Here is a 22,390-nt window from a genome sequence, read left to right as displayed (position 1 = left end):
CGGACCGGCGCCAGCGGCTGGTGGAGGTCACACTGGACGTCATCGCCGAGCATGGTGTGGCCGGGACGACCCACCGGCGGGTGGCCGCCGCCGCCGACGTGCCGCTGGGATCGGTCTCCTACCACTTCGCCAGCCTCCAGGATCTGCTGACCTCGGCCTTCACACACTTGGCGGAGACGGCGGCTGCTGCGTTCGACACGCAGATGGCGGCGATCGAACCGGGAACCGACGCCCGCGCGAAGGTCGTCGAGGCGATGCTGGCGGACCTGGCCGACAACCATCGCAGCGCTGTCCTCGCCTACGAGCTCTACGCCGCGGCGGCACGTGATCCCCAGCTCCGCGTGGTCACGCAGGTGTGGATGGACAGCACCCGCCGCTCGTTGCAGCGGCATTTCGATCCCGACACCGCGGAGGCGCTCGACGCGCTGATGGAAGGACTGATTCTGCACGCGACGCTGTCCACCCGGCCGGTCGATGCGGGGAAGATCCGGGACGCGATCCGCCGCTTCGTGCCCTGGGACGTGACGGGATGACTGGTAACCGCGTCGACGCGCGGGAAAGGTCGCTGCCGTCGACCGCACCAGTGGCCGCCGCGCGTTCCCCGATGCGAGCGGCCACGGCGGCGGTGTACGTCGCGTTCGTTGCCAGCGGATTCACCTTCGCGACCTGGGCGGCCCGTATCCCGAGCGTCAAATCGCAGCTTCAGTTGGACCCGCGACAACTGGGACTGCTGTTGCTCGCCCTTCCCGTCGGGTCGATCGTGTCGCTGCTGCTGGCCGGAGCGTTCGTGGCGCGTACCGGCCCACGCCGTGCCGTGGCCGCGGCCAGCCTGGCCAGCGCGGCCGGGCTCTGCCTCGCCGGTGCCGGCGCCCAGGGCGCTGTCGCCGTCACGGCCGCGGGGCTCGGACTCCTCGGCCTGGGTACCGGCATCTGGGATGTGGCGATGAACGTCGAGGCCGCCACCGTCGAGCAACGGGCTGGCGCGTCGATGATGTCCCGGTTCCACGCTTCCCTGAGCGCGGGAACCGTCCTCGGCGCAGGCTTCGCCGCAGCCTGCGCAGCCCTCCACATCCCCGTCGTCGCCCATCTGGCCGCCATCGCGGTCCTCGTTGCCGCAACAGTGCCGCTGTCCACTCGCCGGTACCTGGCCACGGACGCGCAGCCGTCCGCCCGCGTTCCAGCACGCGACGCCTTGCGGGTGTGGACCGAGCCCCGCACTGTCGTTCTCGGCATCTTCGTGCTGAGCATGGCCTTCTCTGAGGGCACCGGCAACGACTGGCTCGCGTCCGGCATGGTCGAGGGGCACCACACCTCGGTGGCCGCCGGCTCGCTGAGCTTCGCGGTCTTCGTCGCCGCGATGACCCTCGGTCGGTGGTTCGGGCCGCCGCTCGTCGACCGTCACGGCCCCCGACGTGTCACCCGCGCCAGCGCGGTCCTCGCCATGGCTGGTCTCACGGTCACGATCTTCGGCCCGCACCCACTGCTGGCCCTGGCCGGTGTCCTCGCCTGGGGGCTGGGCACCGCGTTGGGTTTTCCGCTCGGCATCAGCGCGGCGGCCGACGACCCGGCCCGCGCGGCCGCCCGCGTCAGCGTCGTGTCCGCCATCGGCTACACCGCCTTCCTGGCCGGGCCTCCGCTTCTCGGCTTCCTCGCGAACCACATCGGCATCCTGCGTTCGTTGTCCGTCACCCTGGGCGTGGTCGCGGTCGGTCTGCTGTTCACCGCAAGCTTCGGGGCGGGCAGTGTTCAACGGCCACCAGGCGTGGACAAGGGTCCGGCGGGTGAACCCGCCGTTTCAGACGCGGCGACGAGTGAGAGCTCCTAACTGAATGATCTGCAGTCGCAGCCGCCACCCGACACAGCCTCGGCAGGCAAGGCGGCGGCTGAGACCGGCCGTCACCTCGGTGGCGGGGTGAGCGACGGCTCGATGCTCCGGGACGGCTCCAGGCTCCACGACGGGCTCGGCTTGGGCGTCCGGGTCGGCGTCGGCCTCCCGGTCGGGCTCGCGGTGACGCACGGCGCCGGCTCACAGGTCGGCCGGATCACGGTCGGCGTCGGCTGCGCGGCGGTCGGCTTCGGCGTCGCCCCAGCGGTGGACGCTGTCTCCTCCCGGAACGTCGGCTCCCGGAACCGGTACTTGTCCGGGTCGAGTTCGCGCGCGGCCGTTGCCTGTTCCATGAACTGCCGCCAGATCGGCCCGGGGCCGGTGGCGCCGTAGACCTCGTAGCTGCCGTCCTTGGTCTTCAGCGGCTTGCCGTCGACGGTGCCGAGCCAGACCGCGGCGGCGAGCGCTCCCGTGTAGCCGACCATCCAGGTGTGAACGTTCTGGGTGGTGCTCTTGCCGGCCTGCCAGGTGCCGGTCTTGCCGGCGGAATCCCAGCCGTTGTCCAGCTTGGCCGCCTTCACCCGGCGCAGCGTCCAGTTGAGCTGATCGATCGCGTCCTGGTCGAGCCCGACGTCGGTCTGCACCAACTGCTCATCGAGGACGTGCTCGTCGCCCTTGGTCACCGAGCGGACGAAGTGCGCCTCGGCCCGTTTCCCGCCGGCCGCGAACGTTGCCATCCCGTTGGCGTGGTCCTGCACGGTGATGCCGTACTGGCCGATGCCGACCTCGGTGGAGAAGTGCCGCGCCACCTCCTGGCCGGGGTGGCCGCGCAGCTCGACCCGCTTCGGCTGCGGGTTGCCCTTCTGGTTGGCCCACATCGAGTCGATCCCGGCGCGGGTGGCCATGTCGATCACCTTGGCCGTGCCGAGCTGCTCGGTGAGCGCGAAGTAGGTGACGTTGAGCGAGGCGACGGTGGCCTCCCACAGTGCGCAGTCCGGCTGGCACGGTGCGTGCTCGGCGTTTCGGATCGGACCGGCGGGGCTGTCCTTCGTCCGGCCGGAAGCGGGGAACTCCTTGGTCTCCGGGGAGTCGAAGTGCTGCTTCACCGAAATCTTCTCCTGTACCGCCGTGGCCAGGTCGTACACCTTGAACGATGACCCGGGCGGGTGCTGGCCGAAGCCGCGGGCCTCGCCGTTCTCGTCGTGGTACCAACCGGCGTAGTCGGCGCCGGAGCCGTCGTTGCCGCCGTGGTAGCCGAGCACCCGGCCGGTGCCGGGTTCCACCGCCACGAGCGCGGCCTGCCAGTTCGTCGGCTGCCCGCGTACCGCCTCGGGGGCGGTGTCACGCCGGAGGTCGGCGGCTGCCTCGGCGGCGTCCTGGACCTGCTTGTCGATGGTCGTGACGATCTTGAAGCCGCCGTTGTGCACGTAGTCGGCGGGTTTGTCCTTGAATGGCTCGGTCTGCCGCAGCTCGCTGAGTACGTGGTTGACCACCAGGCCGGTCGGCCGATCCAGGCCGGACTGGCGGGCGGTGGGGTCGATCGGCTGCACCGTGTCCGGATACGCCAGGTTGGCCGCCTCGTCTGCCGACAGGTAGCCCAGCTTCACCATGCCGTCGCGGATGTAGTTCCAGCGGTCGATCGAGTTCTGCCGGGCCTTCGGGCTGCGCTGCGGATCGTAGCCGGGCTGGCCCGCCGGGTCGTCCGGGTTGGCCTCCGGCTGCTTCACCATGGCGCAGAGCACCATCGCCTCCGCCGTGGTCAGCTGCTTCGCCGCCGGCGCGTCCCGGCGCACCGTCTTGCCGAAGTACGCCTGCGCGGCCGCCTCGATACCGTACGACCCCCGCCCGAACGGCACCGTGTTCAGGTAGAAGCCAAGGATCTCCTCCTTGCTGTACTTGTCGTCGAGCTTCCACGCGATGACCGCCTCGCGGAGCTTGCGCGAGTACGAGACGCCCTTGAGGTCGGCTGCCACCCGGGCGTACTGCTGGGTGATCGTCGACGCACCCTGGCGCTGGCCGCCGGTGACGTTGGACCAGGCGGCGCGCAGCACCCCGCTGAAGTCGATGCCCTCGTTGGTCCAGAACGTTCGGTCCTCGGCCGCCACGATCGCCTGCTTGGCGGAGTCGTTCATCTGGTCGAAGGGCACGACCGTGCGATTCTCCGCGCCCAGCTTGGCCATGGGCGTGCGGCCGTCGGCGAAGTAGACCGTGGTCGACTCCGGCAGCTTCAGGTCGGTGGGCGTGGGCACGCTGTCGATGTAGTAGGTCACGGCCGTGAGCCCGGCGCCGGCGAGCAGCGCGAGCACGGCCAGGACGATCAGGAGGCGCTGGCGCCGAGGCTTCCGCCCTGCCCGGGCGACGGTTGGACCGGGTACGCCGGTAGCGCTGTCGTTGTTAACGGTAGGAGGCACCCGTACCCGGTACCCTTCCGCGCTGGACGGTACACCGCTGGCCTGGACCCGGGTGCACGGGCAGGCGACGGCCTGGTTCGCGTGACGAATGACGGTAGCTTCGAGCTGCCTGCCTTCCGCGAATCGTCCAGGTGGCCGCGACGTCGATGAAGGGCGACGGAGCCGATGTGATCGATCGTTCCGCGGTTCCATCCAATCCTTGCATCATAGAACTCCTAACTAAGAGCGACCGGCAATAGGTGTTACTTGAGCCTGCGGGTGGTGGGTTGGGTGTCCCAGCGGTAGAGCGTACGGGGCGGCGGATGAGTTGACGGATGGTGACGAAGGCTGCCGTCAGGTACAGGACGGGCCGCCGGCGGCTACAGGGCGGGTGCTGGTGGCTCGGGTGGTTTTCCGTGGGCACGGATGGCGTCCGAGACGGCGACCCCGGCCAGCACGAGGGTGGCGGTGAGGCCGGCCACCAGTGCGGGCGCGAGCACCAGGGCCGGTGCCGCGACAGCTAGCACGAGCAGCGCGACCAGCCGGGACGGCGACACCCGGCTGAACACCTCGTACTCGAATCGGGCTCGTCCGGCCAGGAACAGCGCGGGACCACCGAGAATGATGCCGGCCAGCCATGGTGTGGTGTGGTCGGTGGGATGGGCGATGACGATTTCGAAACCGGCGGCGGCGGCGACCACGCCGGCCACCATGAGCAGGTGGGTGTAGGGCGCGGACCTGACGAATCCGCCCGGGTCCCGGGAGGACTCGATGGCGGCTTGCAGCAGGGCCCCGGCGCGGTGGACGTAGATCTGCCACAGCAGCACGGTGGCGGCGAACGCGACCAGGAGCGCCGCTGTCCGCTCGGCCGTCACGTTGGTATCGGCGTACGCCAGGGTGGTGATGAGGATGAGGTCGCCGAGGGCGAGAGTGAAAAACTGCTGGTAACGCTCCGCCAGGTGGTCGGCTGCCACCCTGTACTGCGAGGTGGGTACCCGACCGAGCCGGGGCGTGGGGTAACGGAGCCAGGCCGACCCGTAGTCGACGGCCAGCGCAGCCGCCCACAGCAGGCCGCGCGCCGTTCCCGCCAGGAGGCCGCCGGTGAGCCACGGTACGGCGGACACGACGAACCAGAAGATGAACCGGCTGGCGTGTAGTTGCGCCGTGCGGCCGTGCAGCGCGGAGGCGAGGAAGATGCCACGTCCCACGTGGATCGCCACGTATGCGACCGCGAAGACCAGGGCGTGGTCGGAGAAGGCTCCGGGCAGCGAGCCGGCCATCAGGATGGTCCCGAGCATGACCCAGAGCGTCATGACGAAGATGGGAGGCCGCTGCGCGTGGTAGAGGTCGGTTACCAGTGCGGTGACGGACCAGACCCACCAGATCGCCATCAGCAGCACCGCGGTCTGGAGCGTTCCGGCCCAGTCGAGACTCCGCGCCAAGGTTCGTGACGTCAGGGAGAGCGCGGCGACGAACACCAGATCGAGAAACAGCTCCAGCAGGGTCGCTCGCTGCGGTCCCTCACCCTCGCGTGTCAGCCCCACCGCTTGGTCGGTCGTCATCGGTCGCCCGTCTGCTGATTCCGGGATCGTGAGGGACTCGGCGGCAGCTTCCGGCGGGATCGGCTGCTGCGAGAACGGTCGTATAAGACGATAACGGAGCGTCAGCTCGGTGGAGCCCAAAGGCGGAGGACAGGTGGGCCGACCCGGCGCGGGTTCGGCCACGTCACCGAATGGTGAGCGAGGCGTGCCGGGGATCAGAGATTCGGCACGCCCCGCCACGGTGTTTGCGGGTCAGAGGCGACCACCGGCAGCGGTGTTGGACATGCGTTGGGCGAGGTAGATCGGCACGATCGAGAGCACGATCAGCACCGCCGCGACGACGTTGATGACCGGCGCCTGGTTGGGCCGGAAGAGGTTGTTGAAGATCCAGATGGGCAGGGTCTGGACGCCCGGCCCGGCCGTGAAGGTCGTCACGATGATCTCGTCGAAGGAGAGCGCGAAGGCCAGCAGCCCGCCGGCGAACAGCGCCGAGCGCAGTAGCGGGAACGTCACATAGCGGAACGTCTGGAAGGTGTCCGCGCCGAGGTCTGCGCTCGCCTCCTCCAGGTTCCCGCCCAGCCGGCGCAGTCGGGCCAGCACATTGTTGTAGACCACCACGACACAGAACGTCGAGTGCCCGACGACCACCGAGAACAGCCCCTTGCCCACCCCGAGCGGCTCGATCACCGAGCGGAAGGCGGTGTCCAGCGCGATCCCCGTGACGATGCCGGGCAGCGCGATCGGCAGCACCACGAGCAGTGACACCGCGTCGCGGCCGAAGAACCGGTAGCGCTGTACCGCGAACGCGACCAGCGTGCCGAGCAGTAGCGCGATGGCCGTCGCGCCCAGGCCGGCCTTCACCGAGGTCCACACCGCCTCGCGGGCGCCCGCGTTGTCCCACGCCCGCACCCACCAGTCGGTGGTCCAGCGCGGCGGCGGCCAGGCGAAGGTGCGGTCGGCGTTGAACGAGTTGACCAGCACGATGGCCAGCGGCACGTAGATGAAGGCCAAGCCCACCGCCATCGCCCCGCGCAGCAGCCAGCGCGCTCCGCGCGACAACGTCACAGCTCCTCCAACGCGCCGGACCGGCGCACCGCGACCAGATAGATGACCATGATGAGTACGGGGATCGTGGCGAGCGCCGCCGAGAATGGCAGGTTGTTCGCCGCGCCGATGTTGGCGTACACCAGGTTGCCGATGAGTTGCGTCTTGCCGCCCACGATCTGCACCGTGATGTAGTCGCCGAGGGACAGGGAGAACGTGAAGATCGAGCCGGCGATCACCGACGGCACGATCATCGGCAGCACCACCGAGCGGAAGGTGCGCCCGCCCCGGCCACCGAGGTCCGCCGACGCCTCCAGCAGTGAGTCCGGCAGCCGCTCCAGCCCGGCGTAGATGGGCAGGATCATGTACGGCAGCCACAGATAGCTCAGCACGAGTACGGTCGCGACCAGCCCGTACCCGGGGCCGTTGCCGGCACCCCCGAAGAGCCAGTCCACCGGGCCGCCGTTGGCCAGCATCACCCGCCAGGCGTACGCCTTGACCAGGTAGCTCGCCCACAACGGGGTGAGGATCGCGATGACCAGCAACTGGCGGCTGCGCGGGGAGGCGACCTTCGCCATGAAGAACGCCATCGGCAGCGCGATGAGCACGTCGATGACGGTGACCGCGGCGGCGACGCCGAGGCTGCGCAGGGTGACGGCGCGGTAGACCTCTTCGGCCAGGATGGTGCGGAAGTTCGCGAACGTCAGCTCGCGGACTAGGTCGCCGGTGAAGCTGTTGACCGTCCACAGCGCGGAGACGAAGAGCACGGCCAGCGAGCCGAGGTACGCCACGAGCAGCCAGAGCAGCGGCGCCGAGAGCAGCCCGGCGAGCCGTGCGCCGCTGTGGCGGTGCAGCCAGGAGGAAAGCCGGCGGACCGGCCCGCGGCGGATGCTGTCATCGCCCGCCGGCCGGTCCACCGTGGAGAGAGCCGTCACGTCTCTCAGCCCTTGATCGTGGTCCAGGCCTGGGTCCAGGCCGCATAGTCCTTGCACTTGACCTCGGTGCGGCCGTCGAGGCACTGCTCCACCGGGGTGCTCCAGAACCAGACCTTGTCGAAGTACGCCTCGTCGGCGGCGTGGAACGTGGTGCAGTGGTTCTTGTCGGCCGTCTTGTCGCAGGAGAGCTTGTTCGCCGGGGCCTCGCCGAACCACTCCGCCACCGCGGCGTTCGCCTCCGGGGCGATGATGTGGTTCATCCAGAGGTAGCCGCAGTTCGGATGCCTGGCCTTGGCGGAGATCATCCAGGTGTCGGACCAGCCGGTCGCACCCTCGGAGGGCAGGACCGCCTCGACGGCGGCGCCATCGGCCTTGGCCAGGTTGACGATGACCTGCCAGGCGGTGCCGACGACCGAGTTACCGGACTTGAAGGCCTGCACTTCCTTGGTGTAGTCCGACCAGTACTCACCGATCAGCTCGTTCTGCTTCTTGAGCAGGTCCACGGCCGCGGCGAACTGCTTGTCGTCCAGCGCGTACGGGTTCTTGATACCCAGGTCCGGCTGGTGCTTCATCAGGTAGAGCGCCGCGTCGGCGATGTAGATCGGCGAGTCGTACGCCGTCACCTTGCCCTTGTACGGCGAGTTCGCGTCGAACACCGCGCTCCAGGACGTCGGCGCCGGGGTGACCTTGTCGGTGCGGTACATGAGCACGTTCGCGCCGCGGCCGTGCGGGATGCCGTACGCCACCTGGTCGACCGAGTTCCACTGCTTCAGCTTCAGGCCGTCGAAGACGTCCTTGTAGTTGGAGACCAGGTCGGTGTTGACCGGGGCGACCTCACCGCCGTAGATCAGCCGCAGCGAGGCGTCGCCGGAGGCCGAGACCACGTCGTAGTCGCCGGTCTTCATCAGCGTCACCATCTCGTCCGAGGTGCCGGCCACCTTCACGTTGACCTTGCAGCCGGTCTCCTTCTCGAAGCCGCTGACCCAGTCGACCTTCGGGTCCGTGGAACCGTTCTCGACGTACCCCGCCCAGGCGACGACGTTGACCTGGCCCTCGCCGGCGCCGAGCGACGCCAGCTTGTCGATTTTCGGCGGCTTGATGCCGCCCGGGCCGGAACCGCCGGTGGTGCCGCCGCCGTCGCCGCATCCGGCCAGCGCGAGCAGGCCGGCCGCGGCGAGCGCGGTGAAGACTCGGGTCGTGCGCATCGGCGCTCTCCTTCTGGTTGTCGACTCGGGATCGGGGTGGTTCAACGGGGGCTGACCGGAACCGGGACGACGTGCTCGGCCCGCCAGGTCAGCCGGATCGGCTTGCCGCGCAGAGCCGCCACGTCGGCGGGGGAGGACCGATGGTTCTGCTGCAACGCGACGACGCGCCCCCCGGCGTCGAGATCGACCACGACGCGGGACGCCGCTCCCGCGTAGATCACCTCGACGACCTGGCCCGCCGCGCTGATCTCCTCCGTGGACGCGGGCGCGCCGCCGAGTCGGATCTTCTCCGGACGTACGGAGAACACGCCGTCGCGGCCGAGCACCGCGCGGGCGGTCTCGCCCTCGAACAGGTTGGAGGTGCCCACGAAGCCGGCCACGAACGGGCTGCCCGGACGTTCGTACACCTCGGCCGGTGTATCGACCTGCTCGATCCGGCCCTGGTTGAACACCGCCACCCGGTCGCTCATCGTCAGCGCCTCCTGCTGGTCGTGCGTGACGAAGACGAAGGTGATGCCGACCTCGCGCTGGATCGCCTTCAACTCGACCTGCATCTCCTCGCGCAGCCTCAGGTCCAGCGCGCCGAACGGCTCGTCGAGCAGCAACACGGCCGGGCGGTTGACCAGGGCGCGGGCCAGCGCGACCCGCTGGCGCTGCCCGCCGGACAGCGCGCTGGGCCGGCGCTCGCCGTACCCCTCGAGGCGGACCGTCCGCAGCGCCGCCGCCGCGCGCTCACGGCGCTCGGCGCGCGCCACCCTGCGCACCCGCAGGCCGTACTCCACGTTCTGCTGGACGGTCAGGTGCGGGAAGAGGGCGTAGTCCTGGAAGACGGTGTTGACGTCCCGGTCGAACGGGGCCAGCCGGGTGACGTCGCGCCCGGCGAGCGTGACGGTGCCGGCGGTCGGTACCTCGAATCCGGCGATCATCCGCAGCACGGTCGTCTTGCCCGACCCGGACGGCCCGAGCATGGAGAAGAACTCGCCGTCGGCGATGTCCAGGTCGATCCCGGCGACCGCCTCCACGGCATCGAACGACTTGCGCAGACCGGTCAGGCGGATCGCGGGTTCCGACACGGCGACGAGCTCCAACTCTTCAACGAATCGCAGGGAGGTGAGCAGGTGGCGGCTACGAATTCCTGGGCCGAAGGATAGAACCGCAACGGATACCGTAGTCAAGTGTTGTTGCCGGATCGTTGAGTTGCCGCCGCGATGCCGCCTCGCCGACGTAGCCGGCCGACCCGACCTGTGGATTTCGCATTCTGTCACCGTTCCCGGGTACGCAGGGGGCCGAGAAAAGTCACGCCGTCTCGGCCACCGCCGGTGGACACGCCACGAGAGGCCGGAGCATGACAGGACGCGCGATTCGGAGGTGCACCGATGCCGGACAAGCACGAACAGGCCGAGGAGATGCGTGACGAGGTGCCGTCGACGATCGCCCGCTCCGACGACAAGGCCGTGCGCACGTACAAGAAGACCCTGCAGTCCGCCGAGGAGACCTACGGCAGCGGCGAGCGGTCGCACCGCACGGCGTACGCGTCGTTGAAGCACACCCACGAGAAGGTCGGCGACCATTGGGAACCCAAGCAGCACAAAGGACCGTCCGACCCGCAGGCTGAGCTGGGCACGCCGGCGTCCCGGGAGCGGCGCCGGCCCACTGCCCAAGGCGTGGACGCCGAAGCCGGCAAGGACCATCTGGACGAGGTGGCGCGGAAGGTCGGCATCGTCAACCCGGAGGACCTGGAGAAGGGCGAACTCGTCCGAGCCATCGAAAAGGCGAACGCGCGGGCCACCGCGCGGGCCCGGAAGCGGTGAAGGCGCAACCCTCGGCCGCCTCGGGGGAGTCCGGGTCGTGGGCTTGGCTCAGTTGTCACGGCGGAGGGTCGCCTACCCGGCCAGGCCACGTACGACAGCCAGACCGGGCACGGCGGCGCGGCCGAGTTCGGTGCCGGTTGCGGAATCGTGCCAGCTCACGGCATCGGTCTGGCCCACGTAGAGGCGATTACCGTCGGGGCTCAGCACGAGGCCGGTGACGGGCTCGCGGACCGGCCACTCGGCGGCGAGGCCGAGGCGCGTGAGATCCATCCTCCGCACCACCGTACCGGCGCCGACGAAAAGGCGGTCGCGGTCGGCGACGGCGTGTCCGGTGCCGATGCCCTTGGGCAGCGTGGCCGTCCGGCGTACCGTCAGCTCCTCCGTGGAGATCTCCGCGACGTTCCCCGACGTGACGTCTGCGACGTAGAGCCGGCCTCCGTCGGGGCTGATCGTCATGGCGTGACCGTTCGCGGACGCCTCCCCGAACGGGTGCGGCAGGTCGATGCAGTACGCCCATCGCGCCGTGAGGTTCAGCGTGTGCACGAACGCGTGCACCGTGCTGCCCGGTCGTCCGCTGATCAGGCTGCGGGTGTGCCGGTGGTCGGGCTGGTGGGTGTAGAGCGTGTAGAGGATCGTGCGATCGGGCGCGAGCACGGCCTGGCGTCCGTCCCCGCGCATCTCCTCCTCGGCGCCGGGCGGGATCGGAGCCTTGGTGCGGGTGTAGAGCGGGCCGGGCACCTTGGTGGCGAGATCGACGACGCGGACCCGGTAGCGGTCCGGCGCCTTCGCCGGGAGCCACTCGAGGACGAACAGTCCGGCGAGATCCTCGGTGAACGTTTCCGGTACGAAGTTGCCCCGCAGATCGAGGCGGTGCTGGACCCCGGTGACGTCGGCGATCAGGACCGGGGTCACGTCCCGCCCGTCCGGGCGTCCCTTTGTGGCATTCACCTCGTTCGACGTGAGCGCCACTTTCGTACCGTTGGCCGAAACGGCCTGCGGCGCCCAGCGTCCGGGCAGCGTGACCCGAGTGGAGGTGTGGCCCGTGGTGCTGTCGATCCGCCAGAAGGCGGTGTCGGCGCCGTCGGGTGCGGTGGCGTAGATCGCCAGCCCGTCGGCGGTGGCGATCGAGTGCGGGATCGTCAATCGGTCGGTGCCACGCAGTACGCCGAGCCCGTCGTCAATCCCGACGAGCAGTGCGTCGGGGAGCGTGACGGCCGGTGCCGAGTTCCGGCTCCGGACCGGATCGCAGCCGATCAGTGCGGCGGTGCCGGTGCCGGCGAGCAGGGTCAGAACGGTGCGACGCGAGATCGTTGTCTTCGCCATCATGTTCGGATGACACTCCCAGACCCGCCGGGGTTCCACCCGGCGCGTGGAACCCGCACGGCGCGGGCGGTGTCATGAGTTCGTCCCCACCGGAGGTTTCCCTGGACGACGAAGTGTTCGTCACCCGCGCTCAGGCAGGTGACCTGGAGGCGTATGAACTCCTGGTCGCCCGCCACACCGCGTCCGCGTACCGGACGGCGGTGCTGCTCGGCGCGGGCTCGGATGCGGAGGACGTCATCCAGGAGGCGTTCGTGAAGGGATACCGCAAGCTCTCCCGCTATCGGGGAGAGTCGTCCTTCCGCTCGTGGCTCCTGGCGATCGTCGCCAACGAGACCCGCAACCTGCACCGGTCGCGCAATCGGCGGGACGGACTCGTCCTGCGGGCTGCGGCGGCAAACCTGGAGTCGGACATCGCCGAGGACGTCGCGGTCGGCACTGTCCTCGCCGGGGAACGCCGCGCCACGCTCATACAGGCCCTGCGCCTGCTGCCGGTGAAGGACCGTGAGGTGATCGTCTGCCGATACCTCCTCGATTTCAGCGAGGACGAGACCGTGGCGATGCTGGGATGGCCGCGAGGCACGGTGAAGTCGCGGACGTCCCGGGCACTGGCGAAGCTCCGCGGCCTGCTCGACCGCGAGGAGGTCCACGATGGATGACCTCGAGCGGGAACTGCGCGACCTCTCCGCCTGGCTGGAGACACCCGACCCGCCCGACGTGACCGCCCGCGTACGCGCACAGCTCGCCGCAACCCGGCCCAAGCGACGCCCGTGGCGCTACTACGTTGCCACGGCGCTCGTCGCCCTGCTCGTCGCTGTGCTACCGCCGGGGCGGGCGGCCCTCGCCGACGCCGTCACAGGGCTGCTGCGCTTCGCCGGGATCACCATCACCACGTCGCCCGCACCGGCACCGCCCACCGGCACTCCGTCGCCCTTGCCGTCGCAGCGACCCGCCACCCTGGACGAGGCACAGCGGAAGGTGCGCTTCCCGATCCGCCTACCGGCGAAGCTGGGCCCGCCCGAGCAGATGCTGGTCGCTGACCCCGATGGCACGGGCGCCTGTCGAGTGGCGACGCTGCTCTATCGCGGAGGCACGCTGCGCATCGATGCATTCGACGGCGCTCTCGACCCGGTCTTCCACAAGCAGGCCAGCGGACCAGGGACGGACTGGGTCCAGGTCAATGGTGGCTTCGCCGTCTGGATCGGCGGCCCACACGCACTGGCCTATGTCGATCGCGCGGGCACACTCCGCGTGGAGACCGCCAGGCTCGCCGCCTCGACCCTGATCTGGGAGGAGGCTGGCGTGAGCTACCGGCTCGAAGGCAACCTCACCAAGCTCGAGGCGATCGAGATCGCCAACTCCCTGAATTAGGGCAGCGGTAGCCAACTTCCTCTTGCCGGGCATCCTTGCGTCGGCAAATCGCGCGACCCGCAGCAAAAGAGTGGCGGTTGAGGTTCTTGGGGACCCGAACCGTACGACTGCAGCCCCGTCGCGTGCAAGTCGGTGGCTTGCCTTCCCCGACGCTGTGTGGAGCCCCGAGTGTTCAGCGTCTCTGATCAGCTTATCGATCCTGAGTCGAATTGAGTTTCCGGGATCGTTTCCCATCGTGGTGGGGTTGCGTGGGCGTGGAAGTGGAATCCCGGCATGCAGCAGCTGCGCACCCACGACCTGGTCCTCAACCGCGCCGCACGGCAGCGACTGGCGATCCTCAGCGGCTACCCCGAGACGCTGCTACGCGCGGTACTCTCCACCCGCCAGCACCTCTACCGCGACGACGACCCGCAGCCGGCACGACATTGGGCTGCCCTCGGCCCCCGGCTCTCGGGCGTCCTGCGGCCCTGCACCCTTTGCGCGGCCCGCCGCGACGCCCGGATACCGGCCCTCGTCCGGCTCGACCGCGACGAGTTGCCCATCTGCGTCCGGCACCGCCGGACGTTGGTGAGCTTCCGCGACGAGCAGCCACGCCGCGGCCGTCCGCTCGGGCGCCTGGGGCCGCCGTCCGAGCAGCCGCTCGACTCGACACCGGAGATCCTCGCGGCCGTGCGCCGTTACCGCGCTCTGCGGCGGCGACGGCGCGCCACGCTCGACGCCGGGCTCGGCGTCGCCAGCCAGATCATCAGCGGGTGGCGGAGCTGGCCACGGCGCCGAGGCGAGTCCGACCACATCGTCCTTCGATGGCGCGAGCGCAGCGAGCTGCTGCCCCGAGTCGATGACCAGGTCGTCCGTTACCCGGAGACCATCGCGCTCGCCGTTCTGTTCGCCCGCATGCCGCAGCTGCTGCTCACACCGCACGGCAGCACCGGCGACCCGACGCCGACGGTGTTCCTCATCCACGCCGCCCGCTACCTCGACCACCCCTGATCAGCATCGCCGCCGCACGGGCCCGTTTGGAGTCATGATCACGTGGCTGGGAAAGGATTGGACGGGATGATGCTCGGGCTTGTAGCTTGCAGCTGACCGTGACACCGCCCGAGGAGGTGAGACCCATGAACGTTGTATCGATGTGGGTGCTCCCCCTTCCCGTCACGGTCGGGCGATTGACGTAGGTGTCGCCGGGAGCGCCTCGCCAACAAGGCACTCCCGAAAGGCAACACTATGCACTCTCTGCAGTTCACCGCCGAGCCGTCGTCGACCGATACGGTCGAGCGCGACTCCACCGTGGGCGACGTCCCCGGACTCCCATCGCCGGCCTCCGGCACCGATCGCGCGCCCCTCATGTTCGACGTGATCATTGCCGGGTGCGGGCCGACTGGTGCGATGCTGGCCGCCGAACTGCGGCTGCACGATGTGCGGGTACTCGTCCTGGAGAAGGAAACCGAGCCCGTGTCGTTCGTCCGCATAGTCGGTCTGCATATTCGCAGTATCGAGCTGATGGCAATGCGCGGGCTGCTGGAGCGCATTCTCGAACACGGAAGACAGCGTCCGGCCGGCGGCTTCTTCGCCGCCATCAACAAACCCGCGCCCGAGGGCCTGGATTCCGCGCACGCCTATCTGCTGGGCATCCCGCAGCCGGTCATCGTTCACCTGCTCGAAGAACATGCGATCGAACTGGGCGCGCAGGTCCGGCGTGGTTGTGCGGTGGCCGATTTCGAGCAGGACGACGACGGTGTGACCGTCGAGCTGGCCGACGGGGAACAGCTGCGTTCGCGCTATCTCATCGGCTGTGACGGCGGGCGCAGTACGGTGCGCAAACTGCTCGGCGTCGGCTTCCCCGGCGAGCCCTCGCGGACCGAGACGCTGATGGGCGAGATGGAAGTGGGCGTGCCACAGGAGGAGATCACCGCCAAGGTGACCGAAATCCGCGAGACCCATCAGCCATTCTGGCTCCGGCCCTTCGGCGAAGAGGTCTACAGCGTCGTAGTCCCCGCCGCGGGAGTCAGCGACCGCGCGGAACCGCCCACCCTCGAGGATTTCAAACAACAGCTGCGCACCATCGCCGGAACCGATTTCGGCGTGCACTCCCCGCGCTGGTTGTCCCGCTTCGGGGATGCCACACGGCTAGCCGAACGTTATCGGGTCGGACGGGTGCTGCTGGCCGGCGATGCGGCCCACATCCATCCCCCCATCGGCGGACAGGGCCTCAACCTGGGCGTTCAGGACGCATTCAACCTCGGCTGGAAACTGGCCGCACAGATCCGCGGCTGGGCGCCGGAAACACTGCTGGACACCTACCAGGCCGAACGTCATCCGGTCGCCGAGGACGTGCTGGACAACACCCGCGCCCAGATGGAACTGCTGTCCACCGAACCGGGCCCGCAGGCCGTGCGCAGGCTGCTCACCGAACTGATGGACTTCGACGAGGTGAACCGCCATCTGATCGAGAAGATCACCGCGATCGGCATCCGCTACGACTTCGGCGAAGGCCCCGACCTGCTCGGCCGCCGCCTGCGCGACATCGACGTGAAACAGGGCCACCTCTACGGTCTGCTGCATCGCGGCCGCGGCCTGCTGCTGGACCGCACCGAACGCCTGACCGTCGGCGGCTGGTCGGACCGGGTCGATTACCTCGGGGATCCCACTGCGGTACTGGATGTTCCGTGCGTCCTGCTACGCCCCGACGGCCACGTCGCCTGGATCGGCGACGATCAGCAGGACCTGGACGACCACCTCTCCCGCTGGTTCGGCAAGCCCGCCAACTAATTTCGCCTGAGCAACCGAAAATGAATGCGAACACGCCTGTCTCGGGTCGAGACCATGACAGGGACTGGTTCGTGTGGTCATCCCGCATATACGTGGCGAGATAGCGAGCGAATCTGCGGCACTGTCGGCCAGGAGCTGGGAGTGGTCGGCGTTCTCGTCGGACATCCACCGCCCGCTGGTATGGCGGAAAATGGCCATGCCAGCGTCGGTAGCCGGTCGTGCTGTCCAGGTCTCGACCAGGGCTCCGGCGAGCGCTGAGCGCCCACGATCCTCGATGAGAGCGCCGATCCCGGCACTGGATCACATTCACTGAGACATATAAGGACGTGCTCCTTGTCATCGAATCTGATCCACCGCAGCTCCGCGCCACCCAGCACGGATCAGATTGGGTGAGAGCTCACAGTGGAATCCCGCGCCCGGTGTTGCTCCTCGTGGCCGGTGGCCGGTGGCCGGTGGTGGGTGTGCTGATCGTGTTCACGCTCTGGTGTCGGTGGGCTGCGCGGGGCAGCCGGGTCCGGTCCGTTGGTGCGTGTCCCTCCGGACGCTTGCCCGCTCGGCTGTGGGGCCGGGTGCTCGCCGGTCTTCTCGTCCACACCCACACGCACCGGGATGCGGGCACACGCGGTGCGGCAGGTCTCGTCTTCGGCGAGCGGCAGCTTCCGGCTCACCAGCCACCACAATCCGGGGACTGCCCGGACTCGGCCAGCAGACGACGCCGATTCTCGACCGACCGCATCCCGTACAGGCGTCTCGCGAACATGGTGACCAACGAAACGAAGTCCTCTAGCAACTCCTCGCGTCCGCCGAGCTTCTTCGGGTGCAACACGTCGAGGGTCGCGCCATGCACGGCAAGCAACTGTTTCAGCCTCGCCGACAAGCTGCAGGGATACCCGCCGCCAGCCGTGCGGCGACCCGGAAGCTCGGCCAGGAACCCGAAGAGCCCGGCCGGTGTCCTGAAAGTGGGAGGCCCGAGTCGAATCATCGGCAGGCACGACGTTCATCGGGAAGGCGCGAGATGGGTACCTGGAGCAGGTTGTTGCTGGGGTCGGTGGTCCTGTTGGCGGGGTGCACGACCACGAGCCGGTCAGCTACGCCGGTCGGCGCTCCGGCCACCACGGCCTTGGCGAGCGCCGCGACAGGCTGCGGTTCGCGGATCGAGACGGGGTCCCTGCCCGACTGGGCGGACGCCGGGTTCAGCGGGGACTCCCGGATCCCGCACGTCTTCGGCGCGAAGGGCGATATCGTCGCGGTGCTGTTCGGTCACCCGCTGGCGCGGGCCAGAGACGGCGGGTCCAACAACAAGATCCTGTGGGTCTCCCGTCCCGCCACGACGTCGTCCGCCACGGCGTCGCCGGCCACCCTGGCGATCACCGCGACGCTGGACGGCACCGACACGCAGGTGACCCGGGAGGTCACCGGCGGTCCGGGCCCATCGATCATCGACATGCCGCGGGCGGGCTGCTGGCACCTCGAACTCCGCTGGTCCGGGCGCACCGACACGATGGACCTCGTCTACGCCGACAACTAACGGGCGGTTCACCGCGTCATGGTGTGTAGGCGAGGCGCCGCAGCCGGCGGTTCCACCACCGGGGGTGGGTGTGGGCCTGCCTCAGCAATCGCCGGTGCTCCCAGTGCTGGAACGCGATGAGCGCCGGCACCAGCCCGAGCATGGCCATCGACAGGGGCACGCGGGCGGGGCGGTTCTCCCGGAAGATGGCGAGCAGGCCCGTCGCGCCCGAGAAGTAGAGGATGGGGTTGTAGAAGGGCATCAACTCGGACCCCAGCCCCTCGCAATCCTCCAACCAGGGCAGACCTGTTCTTGTGCGACGAGTTGGCCAGCCGAGCAGATGAGCCGATATCGCAGCGAGCCCGAAGCCGTTCACGGCGGCCAACAATGTGTCAGCTGACGCGTCGCGGCCGCTCGCAACCCAGACGCCGCCCGTAGCAAGTGTCCAGAAACCCGCGGCGGCGTACGGCCCGAGCACCGAGGCGAGCGGCAGACCAACGCCAGCCCCCAGCTCGAATACCACGTGTCCCGCCAGGCTGGCCACGGTCAGCCGCGTCAGGGGTCGGCGCCCTGCGGGGATCTGATGGGGACGGCCGCGCCGCGAACGGCCTCCGGTCATCACGGCCGTCTGTCTCCGGCGCAATGTGTACGCGCGGGAAGGCTTGTCATGTCGCTCACCCTTCACGACGATGCCCGCCGGCCTCTGCGTGATCGCGCTGGCCCGGGCTGCCACGGCCGCCCTTGCATGTCCAAACCGGCGTCGATCCTGTTTCCCACGATCCCGTCACCATTCCCCTTGCCCCAGCATATCGGATATTCCCTTAATGGGTGGTTATCCGGCGGCCTTCGGAGCCTCTTTTCGACGTCGCCTACGGCTGCGGCCTGCGCGAGCTCAGAGCAAACGGATCGCGCCGGGCCAGCCCGGTCGGCGAGCGGCTGGCCGCCTACGCCCGCCGACCGTGAGGCGCCGTCAGTTGGTGGGCCAGGTCCATTCGGGCCTCGGCCGGGCCGGGAAGGGGTCGAGACCGAGGTGGCGACGGTAGGCGGCGTGGACCCAGGCGGTGACTGTGTCCGGCGGGAGCCTCAGGTCGGCGAGGGATAGGGCAGCGCATTCCCGACGTCCGGCTCGCGGTCTGCTGAGATGGATGGATGGCCGGTGGGCACGGCCACCGACATGGTCGTCCAACTTTCTGGCAGCGACCCCCGCGCCCGACGGGAGGAGATCACCACCGAGGAGATCCGGGACATGGTCGCCGCGCAGCGGAACCTGACGCCGGAGCACCGGATGATCATTTCGGGGGCGTTCGAGGTGGCGGAGCGGATTCTGCGGGAGATCCTGGTGCCGCGTCGGGACGTGGTCACCCTGTCGGAGGGATGAAGGTCAGGCCGGATGTGCCCGCCGAGGTGCACCTTGCCCCGCAACTGACGCCACGCTCACCAGCGCCGAACGGAGACTGCTGACCACCGAGATCACCGTCCGACCGCCGGCGGCCGATGCGGCCAGGTCCTTGGCTGACACCACGCCGCCCTCGGCTACGTTCCCCCGACAAGCTGACGGTGGATCCGCAGCAGCAGGGCGCCCAGCCCCCCGTCCCGCGTCGCCCGCGATCTCATCTCAAGCCGCCACGCCGTCAACAACCCTCAAGGTCGACATCTGACTCCTCGCATACGAGGCCGCAGGCACCGCTCGACGAAGGCCGGCCGCGGACGCCGGTCCGAGCAGGTCAGCGGCGGGACCCCGAGCCGCTCCCGACGGGACCCCGAGCCATGGCAGTCCTCTCTGCCGCACCCTGATCGATCTCCGGCAGCCGCCGCTCCAGGTCCGTGATGATCGCCTGCACTCGTGCCAGTTGCTCGCGCACCGACGGTTCGTCAAGCTCGTCGAGCACCCCCGGCCGGCCGGTCCGCTCCGCCGCGGCGCGTTCGTCCTGATGAGCCTCCTGCAGTGCGTTGAGGACCACGCCGATCAGGAGGTTGGTCAGTAGGTAACACGCGGCGACCATGTACGACACGTAGTACAGCACCGCCCAGTCGGTGACTGTGCGGCCGGCCTGCAACGTGTCGGTGATGCCGTCCAGCGACAGCAGCAAGAACAGGGTGAGCATCGCCTGCCCGACGGTGCCGTATCTGTCGGGGTAGGCAGCGCCGAACAGCATCCAGCCGAGCATCGCGTACCCGTACAACAACAGCACGGTGACCAGTAGAAAGCTGCCCAAGCCGGGAAGGCTGCGCCGGATCCCCACGAGGATCACCCGCAAGCTGGGAAAGAGCCGGAATGCGCGCACGATGCGGGCCAGGCGCAGCAGCCGCAGGATCGTCACGTTCTCCCGCACCCCGGGCAACAGCGGCGCGGTGACGATCAGCAGATCGAACACGTTCCACCGATCCAGGAAGAACCCGACCGGCGCCCGCAGGTGTGCCCCGAACCGGAGCAGCAACTCCAGCACGAAACAGGCCAGGCACAGGTACTCGATCCCCCGCAGTACGCTGCCGGCCACGGCGACCACTGGGTCGTACGTCTCCAAGCCCAGCGCCACCGCGTTGACGACGACCACGACGAAGCTGGCAAGACTGAACCAGGACGCGGCAACCCGCGCCGAACACGCCTCAGACAGCCGATGCAACGGACTACGGACAGCGTTCGTCATGGATCTCCTCGGCCGGCCCTCAACCGGACGGCAGCCTATGACACACCCATCATGCGCCGAGCGACCACACCGGCCACAAAGGACCCCGCGCCGATGCTGGTGGTCCACGCCGTCAACACAGGCTGACGCCTGCCTTGTGGTAACCCGCCGTAAGGTTGGAGACGCCGGTTCACCGCGCTGCCTTGGGTGAGCAGCACGCGCAGCCCGGCTCGCAACCGCAGCTACTACCGGTATGGGGCTGGCCGGCGGGTGGGCGCAGTCAACGCACTGCTCGCCGCGCCACGCCTCGGCACCTTCGCGGACCGCGACGGCTGCGACGGCCCGTGCGGCGACGGGGTCTGCCCAGGACCAAGCCGAGCCACGTGTTCAATGCCAGGCCGATGAGCACGATCGCGGACAGGTACGTACACAGCAGAGTCTGGCTGAGATTCGTGATGATTCAGGGAGCAATGCTCGAAACCTGTGGATGAGCGCCGTGGGGGCGTACCCTCCCGGCGCGTCCGAATCCAAGGAATCGAGTAGAGCCCGCGCGCCAACGCGGGTCGGGAAGGTACGCCCGTGCTCACAGTAGTCAACCCGGAAGGGCCCACGCCATCGGCGGTGCCGCAGCCGGCCGCGTCCGGCGGGTCGTTGATCGACGAGATCGTGCGCGACGGTGCACGTCGGATGCTGGCCGCGGCGTTGGAGGCCGAGGTCGCCGCGTACATCGCTGCGCACGCCGGCCAGGTGGATGAGCAGGGTCGCAGGCTGGTGGTGCGCAACGGTCACGCCCGGCCGCGGCAGGTGCTCACCTCGGCTGGTGCGGTCGAGGTGGCCGCGCCGCGGGTCAACGACAAGCGCGTCGACGAGACCACCGGTGAGCGGCGGCGGTTTGCCTCGGCGATCCTGCCCGCGTGGTGCCGCAAGTCGCCGCAGATCAACGAGGTGCTGCCGCTGCTGTACCTGCACGGCCTGTCCTCGCAGGACTTCGTGCCCGCCTTGGAGCAGTTCCTCGGTACCAGCTCGGGTCTGTCCGCTGCGACGATCACGAGGCTGACCACCCAGTGGCAGGACGAGGCCCGCGCGTTCGGCAACCGGGACCTGTCCGGCGCGGACTACGTGTACGTGTGGGCCGACGGCGTGCACCTCAACGTGCGTCTCGACGAGGCGAAACTGTGCCTGCTCGTCGTGGTCGGGGTCCGTGTCGACGGCCGCAAGGAACTCGTCGCCCTCGCCGAGGGCTACCGCGAGTCGGCCGGCTCGTGGGCCGACCTGCTACGCGACTGCAAGCGGCGGGGCATGCGCGCCCCCGTCCTCGCGGTCGGGGACGGGGCACTGGGGTTCTGGAACGCGCTGCGCGAGGTGTTCCCCGCCACCCGGGAGCAGCGCTGCTGGTTCCACAAGATCGCCAACGTCCTCGCCGCGCTACCGAAATCCGCCCATCCCGGAGCGAAGAAGGCCCTGGCCGAGATCTGGAACGCCGAGGACCGCGACCACGCCCGCCGCGCCGTGGCCGCGTTCAAGCTCGCCTACGGCGCGAAGTTCGGCAAAGCCGTCGCCAAGGTCGTCGACGACCTGGACGAACTCCTCGCGTTCTACGACTTCCCGGCCGAGCACTGGGTGCACCTGCGCACCACCAACCCCATCGAGTCGACCTTCGCCACGGTCCGACACCGCACCAAGGTCACCAAAGGCCCCGGCTCCAAAGCCGCCGGCCTCGCCATGGCGTTCAAACTCATCGAGGCCGCCCAACAGCGGTGGCGGGCCGTCAACGCACCCCACCTCGTCGCCCTCGTCCGCGCCGGCGCCCGCTTCGAACGCGGCAAACTCGTCGAACGACCCGTCACCGAGACTGTCACGAACCCAGCCGCAGCCGCCTAATACGGCCGCCGCCCTTTGAGATGCTGCTGGTGGAGCGGGGTGGACGCGAGGCGGCCATCGCGCTACCGCGACCCGCCCTCGTTGATGTGACCGAAGGTCGACCGGTACGTCGGCTCCCCGGCCGGGAGCCAAAGTACCGGCGTTTACCGGAGGATCGACGGGGT

20 protein-coding genes and 1 pseudogene are annotated in these 22,390 nt (G+C 69.2%); 10 read left to right on the top strand and 11 right to left on the bottom strand.

The features are described 5' to 3' along the window. Positions 1–20: 20 nt before the first annotated feature. Both AB0I41_RS00745 and AB0I41_RS00740 read left to right on the top strand, forming a co-directional pair. Entirely contained in the window at positions 21–533 is a 513-nt protein-coding gene (locus AB0I41_RS00745) for a TetR family transcriptional regulator C-terminal domain-containing protein (RefSeq protein ID WP_357100095.1), read from the top strand. After that, positions 530–1,825 carry an MFS transporter gene (locus AB0I41_RS00740; protein WP_357100092.1) on the top strand — a complete coding sequence of 432 codons (1,296 nt, stop codon included), beginning with the start codon at positions 530–532 and terminating at the stop codon, positions 1,823–1,825. Before AB0I41_RS00745 ends, AB0I41_RS00740 begins: the two co-directional genes overlap by 4 nt. A 71-nt stretch (positions 1,826–1,896) precedes the next feature. On the opposite strand, the gene AB0I41_RS00735 is transcribed toward AB0I41_RS00740, so the two are convergent. The 6 genes from AB0I41_RS00735 to AB0I41_RS00710 all read right to left on the bottom strand — a co-directional run bounded on the left by AB0I41_RS00735 (position 1,897) and on the right by AB0I41_RS00710 (position 10,013). Beyond that, positions 1,897–4,131, bottom strand: a complete 2,235-nt coding sequence (locus tag AB0I41_RS00735) for a transglycosylase domain-containing protein (protein WP_357100089.1) — start codon at positions 4,129–4,131, stop codon at positions 1,897–1,899. Between the two features lie 464 nt (positions 4,132–4,595). Beyond that, positions 4,596–5,777, bottom strand: coding sequence for a low temperature requirement protein A (locus AB0I41_RS00730; protein WP_357100086.1), 1,182 nt, complete (start codon positions 5,775–5,777; stop codon positions 4,596–4,598). Between the two features lie 231 nt (positions 5,778–6,008). Continuing rightward, positions 6,009–6,821 (bottom strand): ABC transporter permease, encoded by an 813-nt coding sequence (locus tag AB0I41_RS00725; protein ID WP_357100083.1) that lies wholly within the window; start codon positions 6,819–6,821, stop codon positions 6,009–6,011. Further along, positions 6,818–7,735, bottom strand: a complete 918-nt coding sequence (locus AB0I41_RS00720; protein WP_357100080.1) for an ABC transporter permease — start codon at positions 7,733–7,735, stop codon at positions 6,818–6,820. Before AB0I41_RS00720 ends, AB0I41_RS00725 begins: the two co-directional genes overlap by 4 nt. Positions 7,736–7,740: 5 nt before the next feature. Next, the gene (locus tag AB0I41_RS00715) at positions 7,741–8,940 is read right to left on the bottom strand and encodes an ABC transporter substrate-binding protein (RefSeq protein ID WP_357100077.1); all 1,200 of its coding nucleotides are present in this window, start codon (positions 8,938–8,940) and stop codon (positions 7,741–7,743) included. Between the two features lie 41 nt (positions 8,941–8,981). Continuing rightward, on the bottom strand, positions 8,982–10,013 hold the full coding sequence (locus tag AB0I41_RS00710; protein ID WP_357100074.1) for an ABC transporter ATP-binding protein: 1,032 nt from the start codon (positions 10,011–10,013) through the stop codon (positions 8,982–8,984). 303 nt (positions 10,014–10,316) lie between these two features. Between AB0I41_RS00710 and AB0I41_RS00705 the strand changes: the two genes are divergently transcribed. Further along, complete coding sequence (locus AB0I41_RS00705; protein WP_357100071.1) at positions 10,317–10,751, top strand: ChaB family protein; 435 nt, start codon at positions 10,317–10,319, stop codon at positions 10,749–10,751. A gap of 72 nt (positions 10,752–10,823) precedes the next feature. On the opposite strand, the gene AB0I41_RS00700 is transcribed toward AB0I41_RS00705, so the two are convergent. Beyond that, positions 10,824–12,077 (bottom strand): hypothetical protein, encoded by a 1,254-nt coding sequence (locus AB0I41_RS00700; RefSeq protein WP_357100068.1) that lies wholly within the window; start codon positions 12,075–12,077, stop codon positions 10,824–10,826. Between the two features lie 71 nt (positions 12,078–12,148). On the opposite strand from AB0I41_RS00700, the gene AB0I41_RS00695 reads away from it, so the two are divergent. The 4 genes from AB0I41_RS00695 to rox all read left to right on the top strand — a co-directional run bounded on the left by AB0I41_RS00695 (position 12,149) and on the right by rox (position 16,211). Beyond that, on the top strand, positions 12,149–12,730 hold the full coding sequence (locus tag AB0I41_RS00695; RefSeq protein WP_357100065.1) for an RNA polymerase sigma factor: 582 nt from the start codon (positions 12,149–12,151) through the stop codon (positions 12,728–12,730). Further along, positions 12,723–13,442 (top strand): hypothetical protein, encoded by a 720-nt coding sequence (locus tag AB0I41_RS00690; protein ID WP_357100062.1) that lies wholly within the window; start codon positions 12,723–12,725, stop codon positions 13,440–13,442. The genes AB0I41_RS00695 and AB0I41_RS00690 overlap by 8 nt, the downstream gene beginning before the upstream one ends. A 273-nt stretch (positions 13,443–13,715) precedes the next feature. After that, on the top strand, positions 13,716–14,432 hold the full coding sequence (locus AB0I41_RS00685; protein ID WP_357100059.1) for a hypothetical protein: 717 nt from the start codon (positions 13,716–13,718) through the stop codon (positions 14,430–14,432). Between the two features lie 354 nt (positions 14,433–14,786). Beyond that, positions 14,787–16,211: a rifampin monooxygenase gene (gene rox, locus AB0I41_RS00680; protein WP_357100515.1), complete on the top strand. Its 1,425-nt coding sequence runs from the start codon at positions 14,787–14,789 to the stop codon at positions 16,209–16,211. A 664-nt stretch (positions 16,212–16,875) separates the two neighbouring features. On the opposite strand, the gene AB0I41_RS00675 is transcribed toward rox, so the two are convergent. Beyond that, positions 16,876–17,088 (bottom strand): hypothetical protein, encoded by a 213-nt coding sequence (locus AB0I41_RS00675; protein ID WP_357100056.1) that lies wholly within the window; start codon positions 17,086–17,088, stop codon positions 16,876–16,878. Positions 17,089–17,331: 243 nt separating this feature from the next. Here AB0I41_RS00675 and AB0I41_RS00670 point away from each other — a divergent pair, with 243 nt between their 5' ends. Further along, positions 17,332–17,739 carry a hypothetical protein gene (locus AB0I41_RS00670; RefSeq protein WP_357100053.1) on the top strand — a complete coding sequence of 136 codons (408 nt, stop codon included), beginning with the start codon at positions 17,332–17,334 and terminating at the stop codon, positions 17,737–17,739. Positions 17,740–17,755: 16 nt separating this feature from the next. Here the strand turns inward: AB0I41_RS00670 and AB0I41_RS00665 are convergent, their stop codons facing one another. Then, positions 17,756–18,241: a hypothetical protein gene (locus AB0I41_RS00665; protein WP_357100050.1), complete on the bottom strand. Its 486-nt coding sequence runs from the start codon at positions 18,239–18,241 to the stop codon at positions 17,756–17,758. Between the two features lie 633 nt (positions 18,242–18,874). Here AB0I41_RS00665 and AB0I41_RS00660 point away from each other — a divergent pair. After that, complete coding sequence (locus tag AB0I41_RS00660) at positions 18,875–19,096, top strand: hypothetical protein (RefSeq protein WP_357100047.1); 222 nt, start codon at positions 18,875–18,877, stop codon at positions 19,094–19,096. 346 nt (positions 19,097–19,442) lie between these two features. Here the strand turns inward: AB0I41_RS00660 and AB0I41_RS00655 are convergent, their stop codons facing one another. Beyond that, complete coding sequence (locus AB0I41_RS00655; RefSeq protein ID WP_357100043.1) at positions 19,443–20,366, bottom strand: ion transporter; 924 nt, start codon at positions 20,364–20,366, stop codon at positions 19,443–19,445. A gap of 169 nt (positions 20,367–20,535) precedes the next feature. Beyond that, positions 20,536–20,805: pseudogene (locus AB0I41_RS00650) on the bottom strand (hypothetical protein); the annotation flags it as partial. Positions 20,806–20,966: 161 nt separating this feature from the next. Here AB0I41_RS00650 and AB0I41_RS00645 point away from each other — a divergent pair. Further along, a complete protein-coding gene (locus tag AB0I41_RS00645) occupies positions 20,967–22,226 on the top strand; it encodes an IS256 family transposase (RefSeq protein ID WP_357100512.1) in 1,260 nt (419 codons plus the stop codon). The last annotated feature ends 164 nt before the right edge of the window (positions 22,227–22,390 follow it).

The organism is Micromonospora sp. NPDC050200, from assembly GCF_040656135.1.
In the GTDB taxonomy this organism is placed as follows: Bacteria; Actinomycetota; Actinomycetes; order Mycobacteriales; family Micromonosporaceae; genus Micromonospora.
Note: the sequence above shows the minus strand (reverse complement) of the source record. Positions and strands in the feature narration are given on the sequence as shown.